This window comes from Neisseria sp. S1 (assembly GCF_048060015.1).
Taxonomy (GTDB): domain Bacteria; phylum Pseudomonadota; class Gammaproteobacteria; order Burkholderiales; family Neisseriaceae; genus Neisseria; species Neisseria arctica.
Window position 1 is genome coordinate 82,838 of the sequence record NZ_JBLUPI010000004.1, and the last position, 22,344, is coordinate 105,181.

Genomic DNA, 22,344 nt, shown 5'->3' on the forward strand with positions numbered 1-22,344 from the left:
TCCTCACATAAGGCAAAGCTATTAAGTGCCGGCATTATGGATCCCGCTCAGTCACATGTTCGATTTAATGGAAACCCCGTCTCTTCGTAAGTTACTTTCCAAACTTTCAGACGGCCTTTTATTTATGCCCACCTGTTCCCAAAGAATCATTATCCTAAAATATAAAGAGCGGATTACTTCAGAATACAAGTATATTAGCCAACCTATTAATCGCCATAAAAAAACGGCCTACTTATTTAAAGTAGGCCTCCCGTAATGTGTTTATTAATTTGTTAGAAAATCACAGTATTACCGATGTCTTCCGTATAACTGATTTCCGTGACAGGCAAAGTAGGAAGGTACGCCGCATCTGTTGTACCCGGCTGTAGGGCAGCAGAAGTATTGCCAGAAGGCAGCAGACTTGCTAATTCGATAGTATTACCAGTATCTAGCAGATCTGATAAAGTCAACGCACTGCCGTTTTCGGTAATTACTGTATCCGAAAGCACTCCAGCAGGCTGAGCACGTGCGGAATCATTATCGCCAACCGAATCACTTCCAATATCGAAAAGCTGTGTATTGGCGGTTTCTGTTACCGATAACGGTCCGCTGATAATATCTTCTCCGATAGATTCATCAGCTACCTCTACAACGTTTTCTTCTGATGTCGTTTGGTTTTTTGCAGCCAATTTCTCTGCCAAAGCTTCTGCATCGTTATGTTTGTTGTCGGAAGCATTCACGGTTGCGCGCACCGATTCGATCCATTGGTTGGAAAGCTGATTGTAATCAGTAAATACCAGATTTCCGGTTACATTCAGTTCCGGTTGCACCTCTCCGCGATGACCGTGGATACTGATAATCGAATGATTTATCACACCATGCAGTTCAAATACATTATCAATAATATTGTACTGTGTGGCATTGCCGATTACCTGGATACCCTCTACCGCTCCATTAGATTTTTCACGAACGGTAATATAGTTGTCCTGAATCGTTACCGCACCGCGTAAATTACCATCCGTATTATGCTCATTGATAAAAATCGGCATAGTAGTCCGAGCGATTTCACCAATACTGGCAATATTACCGGTAATATTGATATTGCCGGAGCCCGGGCCGTTGGTCTGGGTAATATAGTCTTTGGTATTATTAATGATACCAATCAGATATTTAGTAGATTCCCCACTGATATGGTTATCTTTAATATTCAAAGTGTAATCCATAGCCTGCTCATGGTTACGGAATTCGATCGCATAGGTTTGAACGGCATCCTTATATAAGGTCAGGTTCTTAATCGTATTGTTACTGATTTCAAAATAACCGTTAGGATCGCTGTGCAGGTTTTTCAACTGGGTATTGGTTTGTATTTGAATACCTGAATAAGTATGGTAGCTGTTTTTGTATTGGAGATTATCATCCGCTTCCAAACGGAAATTAGGATCTTGCTCAATCACATTACCACTGATTTTTACATTATTCATGGTAAATTGGCGGTTATATACGGCAATACCATATAAACGGTCGCCAATGGCAACGTTGTCCGTAATCACGATATCGTTACCGTCGTGTACATCCAAACCTTTACGGTAATTGTGGTCGGTAGTGTTCTTGGTAAAAGTTACCCCGAAATTATAGCTGCCTGCCATAGCCATAATACCGTAACCCGTACCACCATCAGCTTCGTGGCCGTTCCAAGAGAATGTATTTCCTTCTGCGATAAAGTCTTTTTGATAGGCCACACCCGCACCCGCTACACGGTTATGGTGCAGATAGCTGTCAACCAGACGGTTATTTTCACCTACAGGCAAATTCGGATAATCTTCCGAAATTTCATCATGAATCAAACGGGCTTTATAAGTTTTTCCTTTACCGTTCGGATCAACAGTTAATGCCGCCGTAGACGAGAACATAATGCCGGCACGGTTGGCGCCCGAAACCTCTACCTTACTGATCAGCGTATTGCTGGCATCATTAACTAATATCCCGCATACTTTGCCAAAATAGCTTTCTCCGGGGCGGTAGAAATCTTTATTGGTGTATTGCACCGATAAATCGGCTATTGTTTTACCGTTTTGCCCATCAATCAAAATACCCGCATCTTTACGAATATCGGTATCGTTACTATTGGGATTAAATACACCTACTTGGGCTTTATCAAAAGAAATAACCGTTTTACCCATGCCGTCACCAAACAGCGAGGTAACTCCGCTGGTATTTTTATCAATTACCAACTGCTCGGAAATATACAGTTTTCCATGCAGATATACACCGGCCCCGACTTGGTGTGCAGCAGCTAATGCAGCTTTAATTGCGGCATAGCTGTCTTGTTTGCCACTGGGATCACTACCGAAATCACGGGCATCCACGTATTTTCCATACGAAGTATGCGTATACACTTTGTAGCCGCCAATAACCCCAAATACTGCCGTATCGGTTTTCTCTATGGTAGCAAGGCCGTCTGAAATATTATTACCGGATGTTTGTAACGATACATCTTTAGCAGTCACTAAATTTTCTGAACCAACTGACGCGGTATCTGTTTTGAGATTCGCAAATTCAACAGGCATCGGAGTAGTTGTTTGGAGGGGGTTTGCGTCAATCGCTACGGCCTCATTAGCCGCAACATTTTCTTTTACGATTCCTGTTGTTTTACTCTCTACCGGTAACGGTTGGTTTTGAATAGTTTCGACAGCGGGTTGGGCAGCATTATTCTGCGAAGCAGGAGATTTCTCAGCCTCAAGCGAACTGGAAACTGCTTCTACTTTAGCTTTTTCTACCAATACCGGCTCAGATATATTTTTTTCTACATTTTTAGCGTTAACAGCTAAAACCTGTTCACCTGCAGATGCACTCTTAACAGGTGATAAAGTAGACGTTGGAATTTCCTTATTTTGAGTAACGCCAACAGTGGATTGAGCAACCTTAGAAACAACTACTTCCTGCTGCTCACCAACAGATTTATCCACAGTTTCATTAACCACAGGTTTGGCAGCATTATTCTGCGGAGCAGGAGATTTCCCAGCCTCAAGCGAACTAGAAGCTGCCTCTGCTTTGGCTTTTTCTACCAATACCGACTCAGATACATCTTTTTCTACATCTTTAGCGTTAACAGCCAAAACCTGTTCATCTGCCGATACGCTATTAACAGGTGATAAAGTAATAGATGTTTGCGAAGAAGAAATATTGGTATTTTTTTTCGCTTCGACTACTGTAGTTTCTACCGTCTTATCTTGTTTAGCCGAACCAGATTCAGAACCTCCTCCGCCACCACCTCCAGCTGCAGCACCAACGGCAGACGCCCCCAGCAAACCGAATAACAAATGCATTGGTTTCAAGCCTGATGAAGCTACAGCACCTGAGGTTTTCACCACTTCTTCCGCCAATTGTGTTTTCACCTGAGGTGCATCTTCAACATTTACAATAACATCCTGATTTGTAAAAACTGTTTTCGGATAAGAAGCAGAAGATTGTTGATATGTTTTTTCCTCTACAGATAAATTCCCCAACACAATGGATTCTTTATCCGCAAATCCAACTTTTTCAACACCCAAAATTTCATTACCTGCATCATCAATCGGCAGGTTCTCTTGAAGCATCTCCGAATTATTAAGCACGTTTTCCGGAGACTGCTGACGAATAATATTAATGTTGTTAGCCATTACAAACTCCACGATCTCTAATGTGTTAGGAGTGTGGATTATATAATGTAATTTTAATTATCATTACTTTTGTTACTACAATTTAAATTATAGTACTGATTTTTATATAAATTCCAAATGTAAATATTTTTATATTTTTGAAAAAATGTATCAAATATGTAACACGATCTTGACAAATATCTTTCAATAAAAATCAATAAAATCGCCTGTAAACCTTACGTTTACAGGCGATAACAGCATTAGACAATCAACTAATCTATGGTTTCAACAATGCTTGTAAAGACTACTTCTATAATCAGCCAGCCGACTTTAGAAGTCCGCTTATCGAGACTCTGTATCAGGCCAATAATGGCGGAGATTTTCCAGTAATAACTCACCGATATCACCCCACATACTCATCATCAAACTCCTTTACATTTCCCGATAACGAAATTCATCCGTTTACAGCAAACCCGGTTGCCCTAGCGCCGGGTCACTTTCGCGAGCCGCCTGAGCATCAGCTACCGTCATGCCCAGTGCTTTAGCCACACCTTCGCCGTAAGCCGGATCGCAAGCATAGCAGTTACGGATATGACGGTATTTGATAAAGTCTAAGGCATCGCCCATTGCAGCAGCAGTATTATCAAACAAAGCTTGCTTTTGCTTATCGTTCATTAATTTGAACAAGGCGCGGGGTTGGCTGAAGTAGTCGGCATCGTCTTCACGGTAGTTCCAGAAGTCGGCATCGCCGTTGATTTTCAGCGGCGGTTCTTTGTATTGAGGTTGTTCCTGCCACTGGCCGAAGCTGTTGGGTTCGTAATGCGGGGCGCTGCCGTAGTTGGCATCGACACGACCCATACCGTCGCGGTGGTTGCTGTGCACGGGGCAACGGGCAGCATTGACCGGAATTTGGTGGTGGTTAACACCCAAGCGGTAGCGTTGCGCATCTGCATAGTTGAACAGACGTGCTTGCAACATGCGGTCAGGCGATACGCTGATACCAGGAACCAGATTGCTTGGAGCAAAGGCGGATTGTTCAACATCTAAGAAGAAGTTTTCCGGATTACGGTTTAACTCGAACTCACCGACTTCAATCAGCGGATAATCACCTTTAGGCCATACTTTGGTCAGATCAAACGGATGGTAAGGTACTTTTTCCGCATCAGCTTCGGGCATAATTTGCACACACATTTTCCATTTCGGAAACTCGCCGCGCTCAATGGCTTCGTATAAATCTTTCTGATGGCTTTCACGGTCTTGACCGATTAAGGCTTCCGCTTCGGCGTTGCTCAGGTTTTTAATGCCTTGCTGCGTAATGAAGTGGAATTTCACCCAAAAACGTTCATTTTGTGCATTGATAAAGCTGTAGGTATGCGAACCGAAACCGTGCATATGGCGGTAGCTGGCGGGAATACCGCGGTCGCTCATCACGATAGTCACTTGATGCAGAGCTTCAGGCAGCAATGTCCAAAAATCCCAGTTATTGGTAGCACTACGCATATTGGTACGCGGATCGCGCTTAACCGCCTTATTCAAATCGGGGAACTTACGCGGGTCGCGCAAAAAGAATACCGGTGTGTTGTTGCCGACCATGTCCCAGTTACCCTCTTCGGTGTAAAACTTCAAGGCAAAACCACGGATATCGCGTTCGGCATCGGCTGCACCGCGTTCACCGGCTACAGTGGTAAAACGGGCGAACATTTCCGTTTTTTTGCCAACTTGGCTAAAAATCGCTGCGCGAGTATAACGGGTGATGTCATTGGTAACGGTAAAAGTACCGAACGCTCCCGAACCTTTAGCATGCATTCTGCGCTCGGGAATAACTTCGCGTACAAAATTGGCTAACTTTTCATTCAGCCATAAATCTTGAGCCAATAAAGGGCCACGGGGGCCGGCAGTCAGGCTGTTTTGATTATCAACTACGGGGGCTCCGCCATTGGTGGTTAAGTGGGTTACTGGGCATTTAGACATAATTTGGCTCCTTTTTCGCCTTGGGTAAAAATCGTTTAAACAGCTATTTGTTGGTAAGCATAGGTATAGCAGGTATCTTGCAAAGTGTTTTCATACTGGTACATTTTTGATTCCTGTAAGAAGGTTGTTCTTTGATGAAACACACTATACATAAAACTTTTAGCTATTAAAACTATAAATGCGATTTGTTTTTATAATAGTAAACATTAATCACATATAGATGCCGCAATAGATGTAGGATTAAATAATATATTGATGTTAATCAAAAACTTGATGGGAGTTATCCATACCAAACCAAATCTATTACGGTAAATTATTCATAGCGATAGTAACAGCAACATAACGGGTTTATTGTAAACAGACAGTAAATCCCTTCGAAAAATATCACGATAGAACTTCCCTTTAATTGAATGGCCGTCTGAAAGCCTAAAAGCTCCTTCCACCTATATATATTCTTGTAAAATCAAAAAATACTGTATTCTTCAATTCGCACTATCTCTACATTTTGCGCTTACTTTTTTTAACACTATGTTTTCAATCATGCCGCACACACCTGATACAAGGAAATTCACATAATATGAATATCGATATCGTTTCCCGCCTGCAAAATCTGCCGGTCGGTAAATTTCATTACAAGCTTTTGGTGCTGGTGGGACTAGGATGGTTGTTCGATGCTATGGATACGGGCTTAGTCTCTTTTGTATTGGCAACGCTTGGAAAAGAATGGGCGCTTACGCCCAAAGAACTGGGCTGGGTAGTCAGTACCGGATTTATAGGCATGGCTATCGGCGCTGTTTTCGGCGGTAAAGCGGCAGACAAAATCGGTAGGAAAACCGTTTTGGCAGCCACTTTGGTGATTTACTGCATCGCCACCGGTTTGTGCGCATTGGCACCTAATCTGGAATGGCTGTTGTTATTTCGCTTTTTAGTCGGTATCGGCTTGGGCGCACAGTTGCCGGTTGCCGTCACATTAGTAAGCGAATACGTTCCGGCTGAAGTGCGTGGCCGCTTTATTGTTTTGCTGGAAAGTTTTTGGGGCTTGGGTTGGCTTGCCGCAGCACTGATTTCCTATTTTTTCATCCCCCGATACGGTTGGCACAGTGCATTCTTAATCGGTGCCGTACCCGTATTTTATGCTTGGGTGATTTGGAAATATGTACCCGAATCCGTACCCTATCTGATTAATAAAGGACGGATACAAGAAGCACATGCCCTTGTCTGCCGCTTGGAAGCAGAAGCCGGCCTACCGGTAGCGTCTGAAGCGGTAGTTGCCGAAGCAATGGCAAAAAAACCGACACAATTCGGCCAGCTTTGGCAACACCCCTTCGCCAAGCGCACTTTAATGCTCTGGTTAGTATGGTTCGGCATTGTATTTTCCTATTACGGTATCTTTACCTGGCTGCCGAAATTATTGGTAGAACAAGGCTATACGGTCGTCAAAACTTTCGAATATGTATTGGTGATGATTTTGGCCCAACTTCCGGGTTACTTTGCTGCTGCGGTTTTGGTGGAAAAAATCGGCCGTAAGGCAACATTAGCCGGCTTTTTAGCCGCGTGTGCCGTGTGTGCTTATTTCTTTGGGCAAGCCGGCAGTATTGCTGCTGTAGTTTTCTGGGGTTGCATGATGTCGTTTTTCAACTTAGGTGCTTGGGGAGTTTTATATACCTACACTCCCGAGCTTTATCCCGTCCACTTCCGGGCATTCGGAGCTGGTTGGGCCGGCGCGGTTGGCCGTATCGGCGGTATTTTGGCACCGATGGTCGTCGCCTCCATGATCGGACTACCCGAAGGCTTCAATAAAATATTTATTATGTTTACTGCAGTGATGCTGTTGGTGGCTGCGGTCATTATGGTACTCGGAGAAGAAACCAAAGGACGTAAACTCGAAGATATCAGTGCTTAAAAATAATTATGCCGTCTGAAAACTTTCAGACGGCATTTCTATATAGGCTTGTTCAAATTAAAAATCAAAGGTTTGGTAAAACAGTTCAAAACATCCGAAACCTATGCCCATTCAACTATTCCCAAAGGCAGAACATTAATCGGCAAACAATGCCCATACCGGCGCATGATCACTGGGACGCTCCCATCCTCGAGCCTCCAAATCCACTTGTACATCTTGCAATTTGGCTGCCAACACCGTAGACACCAGCAAATGATCGATACGCAATCCTTGCTTACGCTGGAACATAGCACCACGGTAATCCCACCAAGTATAAAACGCCCCTTCCGGGTGAACTTGGCGCAAACTGTCGGTTAATCCCAGTGCCAGCAAATCTTTAAACCAACTGCGTTCGACACTCGAGCAATGAATTTTTTCAAACCACTTCTCAGGATCGTAGCAATCGGCATCTGTAGGAGCAATATTAAAGTCACCAAGTAGTACCAATTGCGGGTATTTTTCCAACTCGCCGCGTACAAATTTATTCAAAGCCGCAAACCACTGTTCTTTATAAAGAAACTTGGGGCTATCAAGCGCTTCGCCATTTACACAATAGACATTAATCACACGCACGCCGTTGATCGTAGCAGCAATGACCCGACGTTGCGGATCATCAGGCAATTCAGGCAGTCCGATATGCACGTCTTCAATCGGATGCTTGCTGATTAATGCCACGCCGTTATACGTTTTTTGACCGCTCCACACCGTATGCCAACCGGCCATCTGAAAAACAGCTGCCGGATATTTGTCCTGATCCAGCTTTAATTCCTGCAAAGCCAAAACATCGGGTTGGTGCAGTTGCAACCACTCCTGCACCTGAGGCAGGCGCACATTCAACGAATTCACATTCCAGGTAGCGATTTTCATAAGTTTTCCGACAAAAATAAAACAGGCCGCATGATAACAGTTTCAGACGGCCTTGAGCGACAGGTGGGAAAAATCAATCGGAACAATAAATCTTATGCAATGTTGCGATTATCGCTTCGATTTCCGGTGAAGTTAAACGGTATTGCAAAACCCGATGATAACGGGTGTACTCTACTACACCTTCACTTCGAAGCTTGGCCAAATGATTGGAAACCGCTGTTTGATTGATTCCGATCGCCTCTACCAATTCCGTTACGTTTTTTTCACTTTCCAGCAGCAAACAGAGAATCAACAACCGGTGAGGATGGGCAATCAGCTTTAGCAAAGCGGCGGCTTTAGTCGTATTGTGCAGCATATCTTGCATGATCGTATTCCATCCGACGAATTGAGAGAATGTCATTTTAAAATTTTATTACCAATACGGCAATCTCTCTTTGTGATATTTAAAAATCATGTTATTATGTTTTTAAAAATTTTCATTTAGGCATCAATACCACTACCCAAACCAAGCGGCCTGCCGTTTGAACACTATTTCCACCAATAGCCGTCTGAAAGCAGGCGGCAACAGTCATCAAGGAGAATCAATATGGCTTGTAAAAATATAGGCAGTTCCGACCGGATCATCCGTATCGTTATCGGCATTATCCTCATCAGTTTGGTATTTGTCGGCCCGCAAACCCTCTGGGGATGGCTAGGCCTGATACCTTTGGCTACCGGCCTGTTGGGATGGTGCGGCTTATATACCCTGTTGGGCATTAATACCTGCAAAAAAAATTTGTAATAATTAACCCCTCCATTCTATTTACGGTTTTAAGCGTAACAATACCCGGCAACCGCCCTTTCTTATCAAGATACGGGCGGTTGTTTACAAAGCTTTCAGACGGCCTGAAAATCATCTAAGATGCGTCATTTAATCTTGTCACACACAGAGAAAAGAGCGAAACATGGCGCAAACCGTCCACTACTTAAAAGATTACCAAGCACCCGCCCATACTATCCGGCAAACCGATTTACGATTTGATATAGGCGAAACCGAAACCACCGTTCAGGCTCGCATGATTGTCATTCCGAAAACCTCCGCCCCGCTTGTCTTGAACGGTTCGGCAGAGCTGGTTTCTCTGAAAATCGACGGCGAAACCATCAATCATTACAGCCTTGCGGACGATACGCTTACCATACCCGACGCGCCGTCTGAAAGTTTCGTATTGGAAGTAGAAACCCGTATCCGCCCATACGAAAACAAATCACTAATGGGTCTATATGGTTCCAACGGCAACCTCTATACCCAATGCGAACCCGAAGGCTTCCGTAAAATCACCTATTACATCGACCGCCCCGATGTGATGTCGAAATTCACCACAACCATTGTTGCCGACAAAAAACGCTATCCTGTTTTACTCTCCAACGGCAATAAAATCGATAGCGGCGATCTCGAAGGCGGCCGACATTGGGTAAAATGGATCGACCCTTTTGCCAAGCCCAGCTATTTGTTCGCATTGGTAGCCGGCACATTGGCACTTACCAAATCCACTTTTACTACCCGCGGCGGACGTGAAGTTGCTATCGAGTTCTACACCAGCGAAGCCGACAAATCTAAGGCAGGCTTTGCCGTCGAATCACTGAAAAATGCCATGTATTGGGATGAAGAGCGCTTCGACCTCGAATACGATTTGGATATTTACATGGTTGTTGCCGTCGGCGACTTCAATATGGGGGCGATGGAAAACAAAGGCCTCAATATTTTCAACACCAAATACGTTTTAGCCGACAGCCGTACCGCCACCGATGCAGACTTCGAAGGCATCGAATCTGTTATCGGCCATGAATATTTCCACAACTGGACAGGCAACCGCGTAACCTGCCGAGATTGGTTCCAACTTTCCCTCAAAGAAGGTCTGACCGTTTTCCGCGACCAAGAATTTTCAGGCGACCGGGCAAGCCGTGCCGTACGCCGTATCGAGAATGTCAGCCTGCTGCGCCAGCTTCAGTTTGCCGAAGATGCCGGGCCGATGGCACATCCCGTACGTCCAGCCTCATACGAAGAAATGAATAATTTCTACACCATGACCGTGTATGAGAAAGGTGCCGAAGTCGTGCGCATGTATCACACCCTTCTAGGTGAAGAAGGCTTTCAAAAAGGCATGCGGCTGTACTTCAAACGCCACGACGGCCAAGCCGTTACCTGCGACGATTTCCTTGCCGCGATGGCCGATGCCAACGAAACCGATCTCAGCCAATTCGCTCTGTGGTACAGCCAGGCAGGCACGCCCAAACTTGAAGTGAGCAGCCGTTACGACAGCCAACGCCAAACCCTTACTTTCAACATCCGCCAAACTATCCCCGCCACACCGGATATGTCGGATAAACAGCCGATGTTGATTCCCGTGAAAATCGGCCTGCTCGACCGGCAAGGCAAGGCGTTACCCTTTACGCTTTCCGATCAGGCGGATGCTCCTTCGCAAACCGAAACCGTATTGGTTTTAACCCAAGCCGAACAAGAATTCGTACTATATGGCATTCCTGAAGAGCCCGTTCCATCGCTCCTACGCGGCTTTTCCGCTCCCGTATATCTCGAATATCCGTATAGCGAGAGCGAACTCAACTTACTGGCCGCGCACGATACCGATGCGTTCGCCCGTTGGGAAGCTATGCAAACACTCTACCGCCGCGCCGTATCCGCCAATCTTGCCGCCATTGAGGAAGGCACCCCACTGCCTGCCCACAACGGTTTGATTGAGGCATTCAAACATATGCTCAAACAAGAAATCGATCCGGCTTTCAAAGCAGTCTTGCTGCAAATGCCTTCTGCCTCTGAATTATGGGAAGGTTCGGAAAACATCAATCCCATACACTACCATCAGGCCCGAGAAGCCTTACTCGATGAGATCGCCAAACAATGTTTGGAAAGCCTCGTCTATATCCGTACATGGGCATTGGAACAAGAAGCACTCAGCGGTATCGAAGCTCCTTACGAATATCACCCTCAGTTGGCGGGTATCCGTTCACTGCTCGCTGCCGTACGTCTTTACACCATCCGCGAAGAGCAGCACGGCATGATGAACATTGCCGCCTACTCGGACGAACAAAACGAGGCGCATAAAAAAACCGTATGTGCACGACTGCAAGACTACATCACGCGATATGAGCAGCTCACCCCCAACATGACACATGAAATGAGCATCCTCCACACCGTCAACCACCTAAATGAAGAAGGCCGTGATTTACTGCTCAACCGCTTCGCCGAACGCTATGCAGATGACGCACTGGTTATGGACAAATATTTTATGCTGATCGGTTCAAGCTGGCGGCCGGACGCCTTGGTTCAAACCCAAGCTGCACTTAATCACCCTAAATTCAGTTTAGAAAACCCCAATAAAGCGCGCGCGCTTTTAGGTAGTTTCAGCCGCAACGTTCCCCATTTCCATACCGAAGACGGCAGCGGTTATACTTTTATTGCTGACAAAGTTATAGAAATCGACAGTTTCAACCCGCAGGTAGCTGCCCGTCTGGTACAGGCTTTCAACATCTGCAACAAACTCGAGTCCAACCGTCGTGCATTAATGCAAAAAGAACTGTCACGTATCCGTAATAAAGAAGGTCTGTCCAAAGATGTAGCCGAAATCGTCGGAAAAATACTTTCCTGAGGAACTTCATTTTTACACCAACTGTCGAAATCAAGCGTACTGTATCGTTTACGGTACGCTTTTTTTGCCACTTGTCCTCATAAAAAACAGATAAGCGGCATCTGCCGTAAAAGCAAAGTAGTGTCGCGTAATATCAAGTTAAGACCGCTTCAATTTGCCCAAATTGTGGACTATAGTGAAACAACGGTATCTGAACATACCATTACAAACAAGCAAGCGCGGCTTACATATCGGCAGCCGCCAGCACCTAACCGAAAGGAAAACTATGAAAATTTTGAAACCCGTTGCTCTTGCCGCTATGGCTTCCGTTGCTTTGGCTGGCTGCGTTACCAACTCTGCCGGACAACAACAAATCAGTAAAACCGCCGCCTACGGCTTAGGCGGTGCGGCGGTATGCGGCATCGTAGGCGCACTCACCCACGGCGGCAAAGGCGCGCGTAATTCCGCTTTAGCTTGTGGTGCTATCGGAGCCGGTGTTGGTGGTTATATGGATTACCAAGAGAAAAAACTGCGTGAGAGCCTGGCTAACACAGGCGTGGAAGTGAGCCGCCAAGGTGACCAAATCAAACTGGTGATGCCTGAGAGCGTAACATTCGCTACCAATAGCGCATCATTAAGCACCTCTGCACAAGATGCATTGACCAAAGCCGCTCAAACTTTGGTTCAATACCCCGATACCACTTTGACCGTAGCCGGCCATACCGATAATACCGGTAGCGATGCGATCAACGAGCCATTGTCTCAACGCCGCGCACAAGCGGTAGCAGGCTACTTGAACCAACGCGGTGTAGCTACTGCTCGCTTGAGCACAGTGGGTTATGGTTCGCGCCAACCGGTTGCCTCTAACGCTACCGCCGAAGGCCGCGCACAAAACCGCCGTGTTGAAATCCTGATCAATCCTGATCACAACGCCGTACGCGCTGCACAACAACAATAAAAATGCTATTAATCGACTTATTTAACCGATAATCAAACATGCCGTCTGAAACTTTTCAGACGGCATGTTTTCATCAGGTAATAACAAAATACCAATACTAAAAATAACAATGCTAACTTGTATTTCACACTCCAACGTTATCAAAAGCCGCCTGTAAAATTTCAGACGGCTTCAATTCTTCGTACATAACAATCAAACACAACTCTATAATTGTTGATGCTCCCCCTGCAAACGCTTACGCTTATTTGCCTGGGCATGACAGCTGAACTCAGCTAGCGAAATATCCATCGCTGCCAAACAAGGCTGCATAATTTGCTCTACCGAATCGTTCACATGATCTTGGCTTAATCTGGCCGGTCGGTATACAAACAGTTTAAACAACTCGTCCACTTCAATACTATCGGCATTGGTTTTCAACACCCAACCCTGTTTACCCTGATAAACATAGCCGTGCCGTGCCAATTTTTCCAATAAATCACCCAATTCATCGTAGCCCATATTGATATGGCTGCGAAACGCCTGTACCGGTAATGCTTTGCCTTCCTGCTGAGCATCGTCCAACAGCAATAAAATTTTCAACACATCATCAAACCTACCCGCCGAATCGAAACCCCGGCGGAAAGCATCTCCCTGCCAATAAGATAAAGCCGCAGTCAACACCGCACCCGACAACACCAGCATCCACAATAAATTCAGCCACAACAGAAATACCGGAATAGCCGCGAAAGCACCGTATATCAAGGTATAGCCATTAAACGTACTCACATACCAGGCAAAACCGGCACGGGCTACCTCCAATAATACCGCCGTAACCGCCGCACCCAATAAAGCATGCTTGGCCGGTACAAAACGGTTCGGCACCAAACGGTATAACAACCACAGGATAACCGTACTGAATAATACTGATGTGACAACCTTCATCACCTCGGCCAACACCGGAAACAATATATCAAGGCGGCTTTCTTTCAACACCAGTGCCCATGCGGTCGCACTGATACCCAATGCCAACGGCCCGAAAGTCAACAATGCCCAATATACCAAAAACTGCATCCACAAAGGACGCTGTGCCTTCACATGCCAAATACGGTTAAATGTTTGATCTATGGTTTGAATCAACAGTAACGAAGTCACCAGCAACATCAATATACCGATTGCCGTCAGATTGCTGGCCTTACCTTTGAATTGGTCGATATAACTGAAAATCGTGCCGGCGCCTTGCGGTACCAGAGTTTGGTTGATGAACTGTACGAATGATTCCGACAATGTATCAAACATCGGAAATGCCGAGACCACCACCAGTGTGACCGTTAAAACCGGCACCAATGCCAACAACGTGGTAAACGTGAGACTGGCCGATACCTGAGGTACGCGTACCTCCACAAACCGCCGCAACAAAAACCGTGCAAACCCGACCGGCTTCGAGTCAAGTAGGGCTTGCCAGCGTTCCAAATTCAGCATACTCTTTCCTCTTATCAAACTGACATTATTGTAACGGAAACCCGGCAATGACCCAAAATCCATTGAAAATTCTGGTTTTATACTATTCGCAAAACGGCTCTACCCTTAACCTCGCCCGCCAAATAGCCCGCGGTATCGACAGCGTATCGGGCTGCGAAGCCGTACTGCGTACCGTTCCAAAAGTATCTGCCGTATGCGAAGCCGTAGAAGACGACATTCCTACGCAAGGCGCACCCTATGCAACTGCTGAAGATTTGAAAAACTGTGCCGGCCTCGCTCTGGGCAGCCCGACCCGCTTCGGCAATATGGCAGCGGCGATGAAATATTTTCTTGACGGCACTGTTGCCCAATGGCTGTCGGGCGAACTGATCGGCAAACCTGCAACCGTATTTACCAGTACCGCCAGCATGCACGGCGGGCAAGAATCCACCCTGCTGACGATGATGCTGCCCCTACTGCACCACGGCATGATTATTAGCGGTATTCCGTTTAGCGAAACCGCCCTCAATCATACTCAAACGGGCGGCACGCCATACGGTGCATCACATGTGGCCGGCAGCACCGCCGACAACCGGCTCAGCCAAGACGAACAGCAAGCCGCATTTGCCCAAGGCAAACGCCTGGCCGAATTGGCACTCAAACTGGCCCGCTAATTTTCAGACGGCCTATACCGACCATCCGTAAGACGGGCAATATACCCCTGCCATACCTGATTTGTTGTGATTGCATGCCGTCTGAAACACCTACCCACACCGAAGAGGATACTTTAATGACTACTTTACCCAGCAAACCCGTATTAGAAACCGCCCTCGCCCACCGCTCTATCCGTAAATTCACCGATGAAGCAATTTCACCCGAGATGCTTAATGCAGTCTTAGAAGCCGGCCGTGCAGCGTCTTCTTCAAGCTTTTTACAAGTCGTACATATCGTCCGCGTTACCGATCACGAATTACGCAAAGGCTTGCGGGCTGTCGGCTCAGATCAACGTTATATCGAAAACTGTGCCGAATTTCTGGTTTTCTGTATGGACTTCGCCAAGCATAAAAAAGTGGATTCCGGGGTACAAACCGATTGGACTGAAGTTACCCTCATCGGTACCGTAGACGCCGGCATCATGGCGCAAAATATTTTGCTGGCCGCCGAATCACTGGGTTTGGGCGGCATATATATCGGCAGCCTGCGCAACGATGTCAACCGTGTCGCCGAGCTGCTCAACCTGCCAGAATATGTCGTACCGCTGTTTGGCATGTGTCTCGGTCATCCTGCCCAAGATCCCCTCTACCGTCCGCGTCTGCCTCTGGATACCATCGTTTCTGAAAACTGTTACAAACCGCTCGATAGTGAAACGCTGGAAGCCTACGACGAGGTAGTATACGATTACTACCAACGTCGCAGCAATCTGGATTTGGATTGGTCGGCACAAGTACGTGATACGCTCTGTCGCGAAGTCCGCCCCGACATCCTGCCGTTTTTACAAAAACAAGGTCTTGCTAAAAAATAAACGGCTATCAAAGGCCGCCTGAAAAAATGCCGTCTGAATTTTTCAGACGGCATTTTTCATAAAATATCAAAACAGCTTTTATTTGGCCGATGAACAGCCTTACCCACGGATTATTGCAAACGCTGTCTTTCTGAACGAACCGCGCTTACCACATCCGTACCAAACAGTGCGTTAACATCTGTTTCGTCAAATACATATTTTTCGTTACAAAAATCGCAGTCCACTTCTACGCTTCCCTGGTCGGCCACAACTTCACCTACTTCCTGACCTCCCAGCATCAAGAGCATATCGCTGACTTTTCCACGCGAACAAGTACAAGCAAATTCCAAACTTTCGGGCTCGAAAACACGCGGTGGGGTTTCGTGGAACAAACGGTACAACAAATGCTGCGCGTCCAAGGAAGTTAACTCTGGGGCAGTGACCGTTTGAGCCAATGTTTCTACATGATTCCACGCCTCGGCGTCTATTTCTTTTTCAGGCAAACGCTGCAACAACAAACCGCCTACCACTTCATTCGAAGCGGCCAAAGTGATATGCGTATCCAGCTGCTCGGAGCGTTTCATGTAATTCATCAGCAATTCGGCTATAGTACCGCCTTCCAGAGGCACCACACCCTGCCAAGGCTCGCCGTCTTGCGGCTGCAAAGTCATCACGAATACGCCGTTCTCGCCCAATAATTCGGACAAGCTTTCTTCATCACCGATTTCAGCCTGTTCATCCCAGCGGGCGGTCGCGCGGCAGGTTTGCTCCGAAGTCGCTTCCACAACCAGCATTTTCAAACGGCCTTGCCCTTGCACTTGCACTGTCAACGTGCCGTCTATTTTCAGATTGCTAGAAAGCAGTGCGCCTGCCGCCAACAATTCGCCCAACGCTTTACGGATAGCAACAGGGTAATGCTTGCGGCTGACAATATGCTGCCAAACGTCTTCCAAACGAACATGCAAGCCGCGCACGGGCATATCGTCAAAAATAAAACGCGTGCGGCAGTCGGCGTGGTTGACGGCAGCTGCAGGAGTCTTTGCAGTCATAGGATTTCTTTCTGTGTATAATTCATTCGATTGACTCCGAATATGGTTGCATACCGTTGAAAATCAAGAGTCCGATCCGTATGGTTGAAAACCTATATATTCTTCCACCGACGATTCGGCAAATATAAAGCCACCGCCGATCCGCTGTTTTTTCAGACGGCCTGCCGGTTATCCTCACCTTTTGCAACCGCCGCCTTTTTCTATATTTTCGTCGTTTTGAATAAAACCGATTATCAAGTGAAATCTTCTCGGCGGTATTTGACTATCTGATGCAATCGGGGTAGTTTTATCATTTTTAACCGTACCGCCCCAATCACACTATTTTTAGATAATAAGGAACACCATGTGCCAGCTTTTGGGCATGAATTGCAACACACCTACCGACATTATTTTTTCCTTTGAAGGCTTCCGCCTGCGTGGCGGCCTCACCGACCACCACGCCGACGGATTCGGCATCGGCTTTTTCGAAGGCAAAGGCGTCCGCCTATTTCATGACGACAAACCGAGCGCACACTCCCCCGTAGCCGATTTGATACGCGCCTATCAAATCAAATCCGAAAATGTGGTGGCGCATATCCGCAAAGCCACCCAAGGCCAAACCTCTTTGGCCAATACGCATCCGTTTATGCGTGAAATATGGGGCGAATACTGGCTGTTTGCCCACAACGGCCATCTGAAAAACTTCTACCCCGAAGCCGGAGAATATTACCGCCCGGTTGGCAATACCGATTCCGAACGTGCGTTTTGCTATATTTTGGAACAATTGCGCCAACGCTTCCGCCACAAACCCGACGAAGAAACCTTATTTGAAACAATCGCATCGCTTACCCACGAAATACGCAACCACGGCTTATTTAATTTCGTCGTATCCAACGGCGAATTTATGATGGCGCATGCCAGCACCCTGCTGCACTATATAGTTCGAAAAGCGCCTTTCGGCGAAGCCAAATTATTGGATGATGATGTCGCCATCGACTTTTCTGCTGTTACCACACCCAACGATAAAGTCGCCGTCATTGCCACCCTGCCGCTGACTGTCAATGAACATTGGACACAATTAGCCGAAAATGAATTGGTGATGTTCCGGCAAGGCGACATTATCCGCCGTGATATTCCCTCTTCTGCACGTTATTTAAGTATTGAAGAGGGGCTTGCCATCGCCCGGGCGGCAGGTGTATCGGTTTAGCAAGCCATCTAAGCAAACAAGGCCGTCTGAAACCAAGCAGCTACGCAAGCACAGTATGTTTTCAGCATAATTATCCTTCCACGACGGCAGTTCCCTGCCCGTTATGCGGGCGGCTGACAGAAAAACAGCCTTTGCGTTACAATATAATGCTTCACATATGCAACCCGACCTTCTATGAAATGCCCCTTCTGCCAAAATCCCAACACCCAAGTAACCGACTCGCGCTTACTGGAAGAAACCAACAGCATTCGCCGCAGAAGGCGCTGCTTGACATGCGGCCAACGTTTCAGCACTTTTGAAACGGTAGAAATGCGGATGCCCCAAATTGTGAAAAGTACTGGAATCAAAGTCGCCTTCAATCCCCACAAACTGAGAACCAGCTTGGCACGCGCCTTACATAAGCGCCCCATAGATGACGAACAAATAGATGATACGGTCGCACTAATAGAATTACGCCTTTACCGTTTGGGCCAAAAAGAAGTCAGCTCAAGACTGATCGGCGAAATGGCGATGGAGGCTCTGGCCGCACTCGACCAAGTTGCCTATGTACGTTTTGCCTCCGTGTACAAAAGCTTTAACGATGTTTCCGAATTTACGCAAGCCATCGCCACATTACCTCTCGTATCGAATAATCCGCCCCAAGCATAAGCTTATTTTGCTATACTGAGGCTTCTTGGAAAGTTAAGTTGACAAAAAAAGCCTATGCAGCACCCAAGCTGCCCGCAAACGGTAAAAGGTTTTATCAAAACAGTTATACTTTTGATTTTTATCCAAGCTATTTCTCCACTGCACGGACAATAATTATGAAATTGAAAGCACTCACCCTCATTACCGTCGCCGTACTCGGACTGAGCGCCTGTAAACAACAAGCCGAAACTTCAGTTACTTCCGAAAATGCTGCATCCACGACACAAACCCCACAACAAGCGGCCAATACCGTCCAAACACTCGACAGCAGCGACAACAGAATCCGCATCGTGATCCAAGGCGGACAGTTCACCGATATTAGCAACGATGAATCCGCACGCCCGGACGGAGTCGGCAAAGAAGAATTAACCTTGCTCCAACGCGATACAACATCCGATATCACAATCTATGTAACCAACCTGGGTGCAGTTAAAAATAATGGTAAAACCTATTTTAACAACCTCAAAGAAGCCCTGAATAAAGCTGAGGGAATCAGTAACGTGCAAGTCGGAGCCGCTACTGAAAACCGTATGAACTACCGCTTCAGTCAAGCTACCGAAGATGGTGGCGAGCTACGAGAAAACTGCATCGCCATCATCGAGAGTAACAATTTGTTCAATGTATGCGCCAACAGCCAAAGTGCAACGCAAGAGCAGTTGGCCGGCGTATTGAAAGATGTCAACCTGATCAAATAAGGCCGTCTGAAATGCATAAACATGCTGATACATTTGGCGAACTCGACAGCCAAATGATGTACCGCGCCCTTGTCCTTGCACGACAAGGGCGTTTTTCAACCTCTCCGAATCCTCGGGTCGGTTGTGTATTGGCCAAAGGCAGCCAAGTTGTAGGAGAAGGTTTTCATATCATGGCCGGGGGGCCGCATGCCGAAGTGCATGCCCTTAGACAAGCCGGCAGCTTGGCTCAAGGTTCGACTGCCTACGTTACTCTGGAGCCGTGCAGCCACTACGGGCGTACGCCTCCATGCGCCAAAAGCCTGATCGAGGCAGGCGTATCTCGTGTTGTCGCCGCTATGCGCGATCCTAATCCCCTTGTGGGCGGCAAAGGACTGGAAATGCTGCAAAAAGCAGGTATCGCAGTGAGTTGCGGCCTCTTGGAGAACGAGGCCAGAGAACTTAATCGCGGCTTTTTATCCCGCATCGAAAGAGCCAGGCCGTTTGTACGTCTTAAATGTGCCGCCAGCCTAGACGGGAAAACCGCACTTGCAAACGGCCAAAGCCAATGGATTACAGGCGAGCAAGCACGGGCTGACGTACAAATTCTGCGTGCGGAAAGTTGCGCCGTAATCACCGGCATCGGCACAGTATTAGCCGACAACCCGCAATTAAATGTTCGGGACTTCCCTACGCTACGCCAACCTACGCGCATAGTTTTAGACAGCCGTCTGCAAACTCCTCTTAACAGCAACCTGATCCAAAACGGCACCGCTCCCACTATTATCGCTACTTTAGTAACGGAAACCGAAAAACTCCAACCATATCTGCATCATCCCCACGTATCTGTGATCGCCGCAAGCGAAAAAAACGGCAGGATCGATCTCCCCAAACTACTCGGAAAATTAGCCGATCTCGGCTTCGGCGAAGTCATGGTGGAAGCAGGTGCTACTTTGGCAGGTGCTTTTCTAGAAGAGGAACTTTTAGACGAAATTGTAGTCTATCAATCTCCTAAGATATTAGGAGGAACCGGCAGAGGTCTGTTCATACTTTCCGAACGACCGCAAGTATTAACTCAGAAAAGCAATTGGCAAACCATAGAGGTCACTACGATAGGATGCGATATCCGTTGGACGCTACGTCAATAACCTTTGGCCCTATGAACATATACACTCCGACTATCCCACCGATACTAATTGCTTAGAGAACAAAAATCCCTCCCTCTTCAAACCGAAAACTTTAAAAATAATCTTAATAAAAATAAACTCATTAATTATTTCATCAACTCCTATGCAACCATTAAGTACCTTTTCTCTACCGAACAACATCTCTATTGTATCGTACACTTCCTGCGTATATTATTATATGAAATTGAGTAATAAATCTAATTGTTTAAATAACTATTTTTGGCATAAGAAAAATTATTGACATTACTGGCCTTTCAAAGATCGGCAATAGCTTCACAATCATTATTTTGTTAACTTACCCCACAGAGAACTGTCATGAAAGATATTACCATTCAAAAATTTACCGATAAAACTGCCAAAATCGGCATCGTCGGCTTAGGCTATGTTGGCTTGCCCCTTATGCTGCGCTATGTTGACATAGGCTATCAAGTATTGGGTTTTGACATTGACGAGGGTAAGGTTGCCAGCCTTAACGAAGGTAAAAGCTATATCGAACACATCCCCAGCGAAAAAATTGCTGCGGCTCGAAACAGTTTGTTTGAGGCAACTACCGATTTTTCCCGTATCGGCGAAGTAGAAGCCATTATTTTGTGCGTACCGACTCCTCTAAATAAATATCGCGAGCCGGACATGAGCTATGTGATCGATACTACCGATGCAGTAAAACCATATCTGCGCGCCGGTCAAGTATTATCACTTGAATCCACCACCTACCCTGGCACAACCGAAGAGGAGTTATTGCCGCGCGCCGAAGAAGGTGGTTTGAAAGTCGGTAAAGACATTTTCTTGGTGTACTCACCCGAACGCGAAGATCCGGGTAACCCCAATTTTGAAACCCGGACCATTCCCAAAGTAATCGGCGGCCACACTCCCGCATGTTTGGAAGTGGGTATTGCCCTCTACCAACCTGCAATCGATACCGTTGTACCGGTGAGTTCCACCCGCGCCGCCGAATTAACCAAACTGCTGGAAAATATTCACCGTGCAGTTAATATCGGCCTGGTAAACGAAATGAAAATCGTGGCAGATAAAATGGATATCGATATTCACGAAGTGATTGGTGCCGCAGCTACCAAACCTTTCGGCTTTGTCGCCTACTACCCGGGTCCTGGCTTAGGCGGCCACTGCATTCCGATCGATCCATTCTATCTGACTTGGAAGGCTCGTGAATATGGTGTGAATACCCGCTTCATAGAATTGGCCGGCGAAGTAAACTCTGCCATGCCTGATTATGTAATCAGCAAAATCAGCTTGGCTCTCAACGAACGCAACCTATCTATCAAAGACAGCAAAGTTTTGGTACTGGGTATCGCCTATAAGAAAAATGTTGACGATATGCGTGAAAGCCCGTCTGTCGAAGTATTGGAGCGCTTACACAAACTGGGTGCGAAGATTGCCTATTCCGATCCTCATGTTCCGATATTCCCGCACATTCCCGGCCATAGTTACTTTGATCTGAAGAGTGAAAACCTAACAGCTGAAAATATTGCTAATTTTGATTGCATCGTAGTGACTACGGATCACGATAAATTTGATTATGAATTGTTGAAAAAACATGCCAAATTGATCGTAGATACCCGCGGACGCTTCCCGGGCAAAGCAGACAATGTAGTAAAAGCCTGATATTGAACGACAGCCGTATCCCGGT

At 46.6% G+C, this 22,344-nt stretch carries 17 protein-coding genes; 11 read left to right on the top strand and 6 right to left on the bottom strand.

The window, feature by feature from the left end:
• Positions 1-272 precede the first annotated feature (272 nt).
• Both ACEPPX_RS04245 and ACEPPX_RS04250 read right to left on the bottom strand, forming a co-directional pair.
• Positions 273-3,638, bottom strand: coding sequence for a right-handed parallel beta-helix repeat-containing protein (locus tag ACEPPX_RS04245; RefSeq protein ID WP_416623064.1), 3,366 nt, complete (start codon positions 3,636-3,638; stop codon positions 273-275).
• A 441-nt stretch (positions 3,639-4,079) separates the two neighbouring features.
• Positions 4,080-5,588, bottom strand: a complete 1,509-nt coding sequence (locus tag ACEPPX_RS04250; protein ID WP_416623065.1) for a catalase — start codon at positions 5,586-5,588, stop codon at positions 4,080-4,082.
• A 583-nt stretch (positions 5,589-6,171) separates the two neighbouring features.
• Between ACEPPX_RS04250 and ACEPPX_RS04255 the strand changes: the two genes are divergently transcribed.
• The gene (locus ACEPPX_RS04255) at positions 6,172-7,491 is read left to right on the top strand and encodes an MFS transporter (RefSeq protein WP_416623147.1); all 1,320 of its coding nucleotides are present in this window, start codon (positions 6,172-6,174) and stop codon (positions 7,489-7,491) included.
• A gap of 135 nt (positions 7,492-7,626) precedes the next feature.
• Here the strand turns inward: ACEPPX_RS04255 and xth are convergent, their stop codons facing one another.
• Together xth and ACEPPX_RS04265 are read right to left on the bottom strand one after the other, a co-directional pair.
• Positions 7,627-8,397: an exodeoxyribonuclease III gene (xth, locus tag ACEPPX_RS04260; RefSeq protein ID WP_416623066.1), complete on the bottom strand. Its 771-nt coding sequence runs from the start codon at positions 8,395-8,397 to the stop codon at positions 7,627-7,629.
• A gap of 73 nt (positions 8,398-8,470) precedes the next feature.
• On the bottom strand, positions 8,471-8,761 hold the full coding sequence (locus ACEPPX_RS04265; protein WP_152667018.1) for an ArsR/SmtB family transcription factor: 291 nt from the start codon (positions 8,759-8,761) through the stop codon (positions 8,471-8,473).
• Between the two features lie 222 nt (positions 8,762-8,983).
• Between ACEPPX_RS04265 and ACEPPX_RS04270 the strand changes: the two genes are divergently transcribed.
• The 3 genes from ACEPPX_RS04270 to ACEPPX_RS04280 all read left to right on the top strand — a co-directional run bounded on the left by ACEPPX_RS04270 (position 8,984) and on the right by ACEPPX_RS04280 (position 12,978).
• On the top strand, positions 8,984-9,178 hold the full coding sequence (locus ACEPPX_RS04270; RefSeq protein WP_047759930.1) for a DUF2892 domain-containing protein: 195 nt from the start codon (positions 8,984-8,986) through the stop codon (positions 9,176-9,178).
• 163 nt (positions 9,179-9,341) lie between these two features.
• On the top strand, positions 9,342-12,041 hold the full coding sequence (pepN, locus tag ACEPPX_RS04275) for an aminopeptidase N (protein ID WP_416623067.1): 2,700 nt from the start codon (positions 9,342-9,344) through the stop codon (positions 12,039-12,041).
• Between the two features lie 265 nt (positions 12,042-12,306).
• The gene (locus tag ACEPPX_RS04280; RefSeq protein ID WP_047759932.1) at positions 12,307-12,978 is read left to right on the top strand and encodes an OmpA family protein; all 672 of its coding nucleotides are present in this window, start codon (positions 12,307-12,309) and stop codon (positions 12,976-12,978) included.
• A gap of 204 nt (positions 12,979-13,182) precedes the next feature.
• On the opposite strand, the gene ACEPPX_RS04285 is transcribed toward ACEPPX_RS04280, so the two are convergent.
• Complete coding sequence (locus ACEPPX_RS04285) at positions 13,183-14,436, bottom strand: YihY family inner membrane protein (protein WP_047759933.1); 1,254 nt, start codon at positions 14,434-14,436, stop codon at positions 13,183-13,185.
• A gap of 47 nt (positions 14,437-14,483) precedes the next feature.
• Between ACEPPX_RS04285 and wrbA the strand changes: the two genes are divergently transcribed.
• Both wrbA and nfsA read left to right on the top strand, forming a co-directional pair.
• Positions 14,484-15,089 (top strand): NAD(P)H:quinone oxidoreductase, encoded by a 606-nt coding sequence (gene wrbA / locus ACEPPX_RS04290; RefSeq protein WP_416623068.1) that lies wholly within the window; start codon positions 14,484-14,486, stop codon positions 15,087-15,089.
• A 74-nt stretch (positions 15,090-15,163) separates the two neighbouring features.
• The gene (gene nfsA, locus ACEPPX_RS04295) at positions 15,164-15,937 is read left to right on the top strand and encodes an oxygen-insensitive NADPH nitroreductase (RefSeq protein WP_416623069.1); all 774 of its coding nucleotides are present in this window, start codon (positions 15,164-15,166) and stop codon (positions 15,935-15,937) included.
• Positions 15,938-16,047: 110 nt separating this feature from the next.
• Here the strand turns inward: nfsA and hslO are convergent, their stop codons facing one another.
• Complete coding sequence (hslO, locus tag ACEPPX_RS04300) at positions 16,048-16,965, bottom strand: Hsp33 family molecular chaperone HslO (protein ID WP_416623070.1); 918 nt, start codon at positions 16,963-16,965, stop codon at positions 16,048-16,050.
• Positions 16,966-17,308: 343 nt separating this feature from the next.
• Between hslO and ACEPPX_RS04305 the strand changes: the two genes are divergently transcribed.
• The 5 genes from ACEPPX_RS04305 (at position 17,309) to ACEPPX_RS04325 (ending at position 22,319) form a co-directional block, all read left to right on the top strand.
• On the top strand, positions 17,309-18,151 hold the full coding sequence (locus tag ACEPPX_RS04305; RefSeq protein ID WP_416623071.1) for a class II glutamine amidotransferase: 843 nt from the start codon (positions 17,309-17,311) through the stop codon (positions 18,149-18,151).
• A gap of 174 nt (positions 18,152-18,325) precedes the next feature.
• On the top strand, positions 18,326-18,799 hold the full coding sequence (gene nrdR, locus ACEPPX_RS04310; protein ID WP_416623072.1) for a transcriptional regulator NrdR: 474 nt from the start codon (positions 18,326-18,328) through the stop codon (positions 18,797-18,799).
• Positions 18,800-18,954: 155 nt separating this feature from the next.
• On the top strand, positions 18,955-19,533 hold the full coding sequence (locus tag ACEPPX_RS04315) for a cytochrome C (protein ID WP_416623073.1): 579 nt from the start codon (positions 18,955-18,957) through the stop codon (positions 19,531-19,533).
• Between the two features lie 11 nt (positions 19,534-19,544).
• Positions 19,545-20,657 (top strand): bifunctional diaminohydroxyphosphoribosylaminopyrimidine deaminase/5-amino-6-(5-phosphoribosylamino)uracil reductase RibD, encoded by a 1,113-nt coding sequence (ribD, locus tag ACEPPX_RS04320; protein ID WP_416623074.1) that lies wholly within the window; start codon positions 19,545-19,547, stop codon positions 20,655-20,657.
• Positions 20,658-21,011: 354 nt separating this feature from the next.
• The gene (locus tag ACEPPX_RS04325) at positions 21,012-22,319 is read left to right on the top strand and encodes a nucleotide sugar dehydrogenase (RefSeq protein WP_416623075.1); all 1,308 of its coding nucleotides are present in this window, start codon (positions 21,012-21,014) and stop codon (positions 22,317-22,319) included.
• The last annotated feature ends 25 nt before the right edge of the window (positions 22,320-22,344 follow it).

What these genes read in the sequence shown, in the direction of transcription:
- ACEPPX_RS04245 (WP_416623064.1), bottom strand. Translation starts at nt 3,638, where the DNA reads ATGGCTAACAACATTAATATTATTCGTCAGCAGTCTCCGGAAAACGTG.
- ACEPPX_RS04250 (WP_416623065.1), bottom strand. Translation starts at nt 5,588, where the DNA reads ATGTCTAAATGCCCAGTAACCCACTTAACCACCAATGGCGGAGCCCCC.
- xth (WP_416623066.1), bottom strand. Translation starts at nt 8,397, where the DNA reads ATGAAAATCGCTACCTGGAATGTGAATTCGTTGAATGTGCGCCTGCCT.
- ACEPPX_RS04265 (WP_152667018.1), bottom strand. Translation starts at nt 8,761, where the DNA reads ATGCAAGATATGCTGCACAATACGACTAAAGCCGCCGCTTTGCTAAAG.
- ACEPPX_RS04270 (WP_047759930.1), top strand. Translation starts at nt 8,984, where the DNA reads ATGGCTTGTAAAAATATAGGCAGTTCCGACCGGATCATCCGTATCGTT.
- pepN (WP_416623067.1), top strand. Translation starts at nt 9,342, where the DNA reads ATGGCGCAAACCGTCCACTACTTAAAAGATTACCAAGCACCCGCCCAT.
- ACEPPX_RS04280 (WP_047759932.1), top strand. Translation starts at nt 12,307, where the DNA reads ATGAAAATTTTGAAACCCGTTGCTCTTGCCGCTATGGCTTCCGTTGCT.
- ACEPPX_RS04285 (WP_047759933.1), bottom strand. Translation starts at nt 14,436, where the DNA reads ATGCTGAATTTGGAACGCTGGCAAGCCCTACTTGACTCGAAGCCGGTC.
- wrbA (WP_416623068.1), top strand. Translation starts at nt 14,484, where the DNA reads ATGACCCAAAATCCATTGAAAATTCTGGTTTTATACTATTCGCAAAAC.
- nfsA (WP_416623069.1), top strand. Translation starts at nt 15,164, where the DNA reads ATGCCGTCTGAAACACCTACCCACACCGAAGAGGATACTTTAATGACT.
- hslO (WP_416623070.1), bottom strand. Translation starts at nt 16,965, where the DNA reads ATGACTGCAAAGACTCCTGCAGCTGCCGTCAACCACGCCGACTGCCGC.
- ACEPPX_RS04305 (WP_416623071.1), top strand. Translation starts at nt 17,309, where the DNA reads ATGTGCCAGCTTTTGGGCATGAATTGCAACACACCTACCGACATTATT.
- nrdR (WP_416623072.1), top strand. Translation starts at nt 18,326, where the DNA reads ATGAAATGCCCCTTCTGCCAAAATCCCAACACCCAAGTAACCGACTCG.
- ACEPPX_RS04315 (WP_416623073.1), top strand. Translation starts at nt 18,955, where the DNA reads ATGAAATTGAAAGCACTCACCCTCATTACCGTCGCCGTACTCGGACTG.
- ribD (WP_416623074.1), top strand. Translation starts at nt 19,545, where the DNA reads ATGCATAAACATGCTGATACATTTGGCGAACTCGACAGCCAAATGATG.
- ACEPPX_RS04325 (WP_416623075.1), top strand. Translation starts at nt 21,012, where the DNA reads ATGAAAGATATTACCATTCAAAAATTTACCGATAAAACTGCCAAAATC.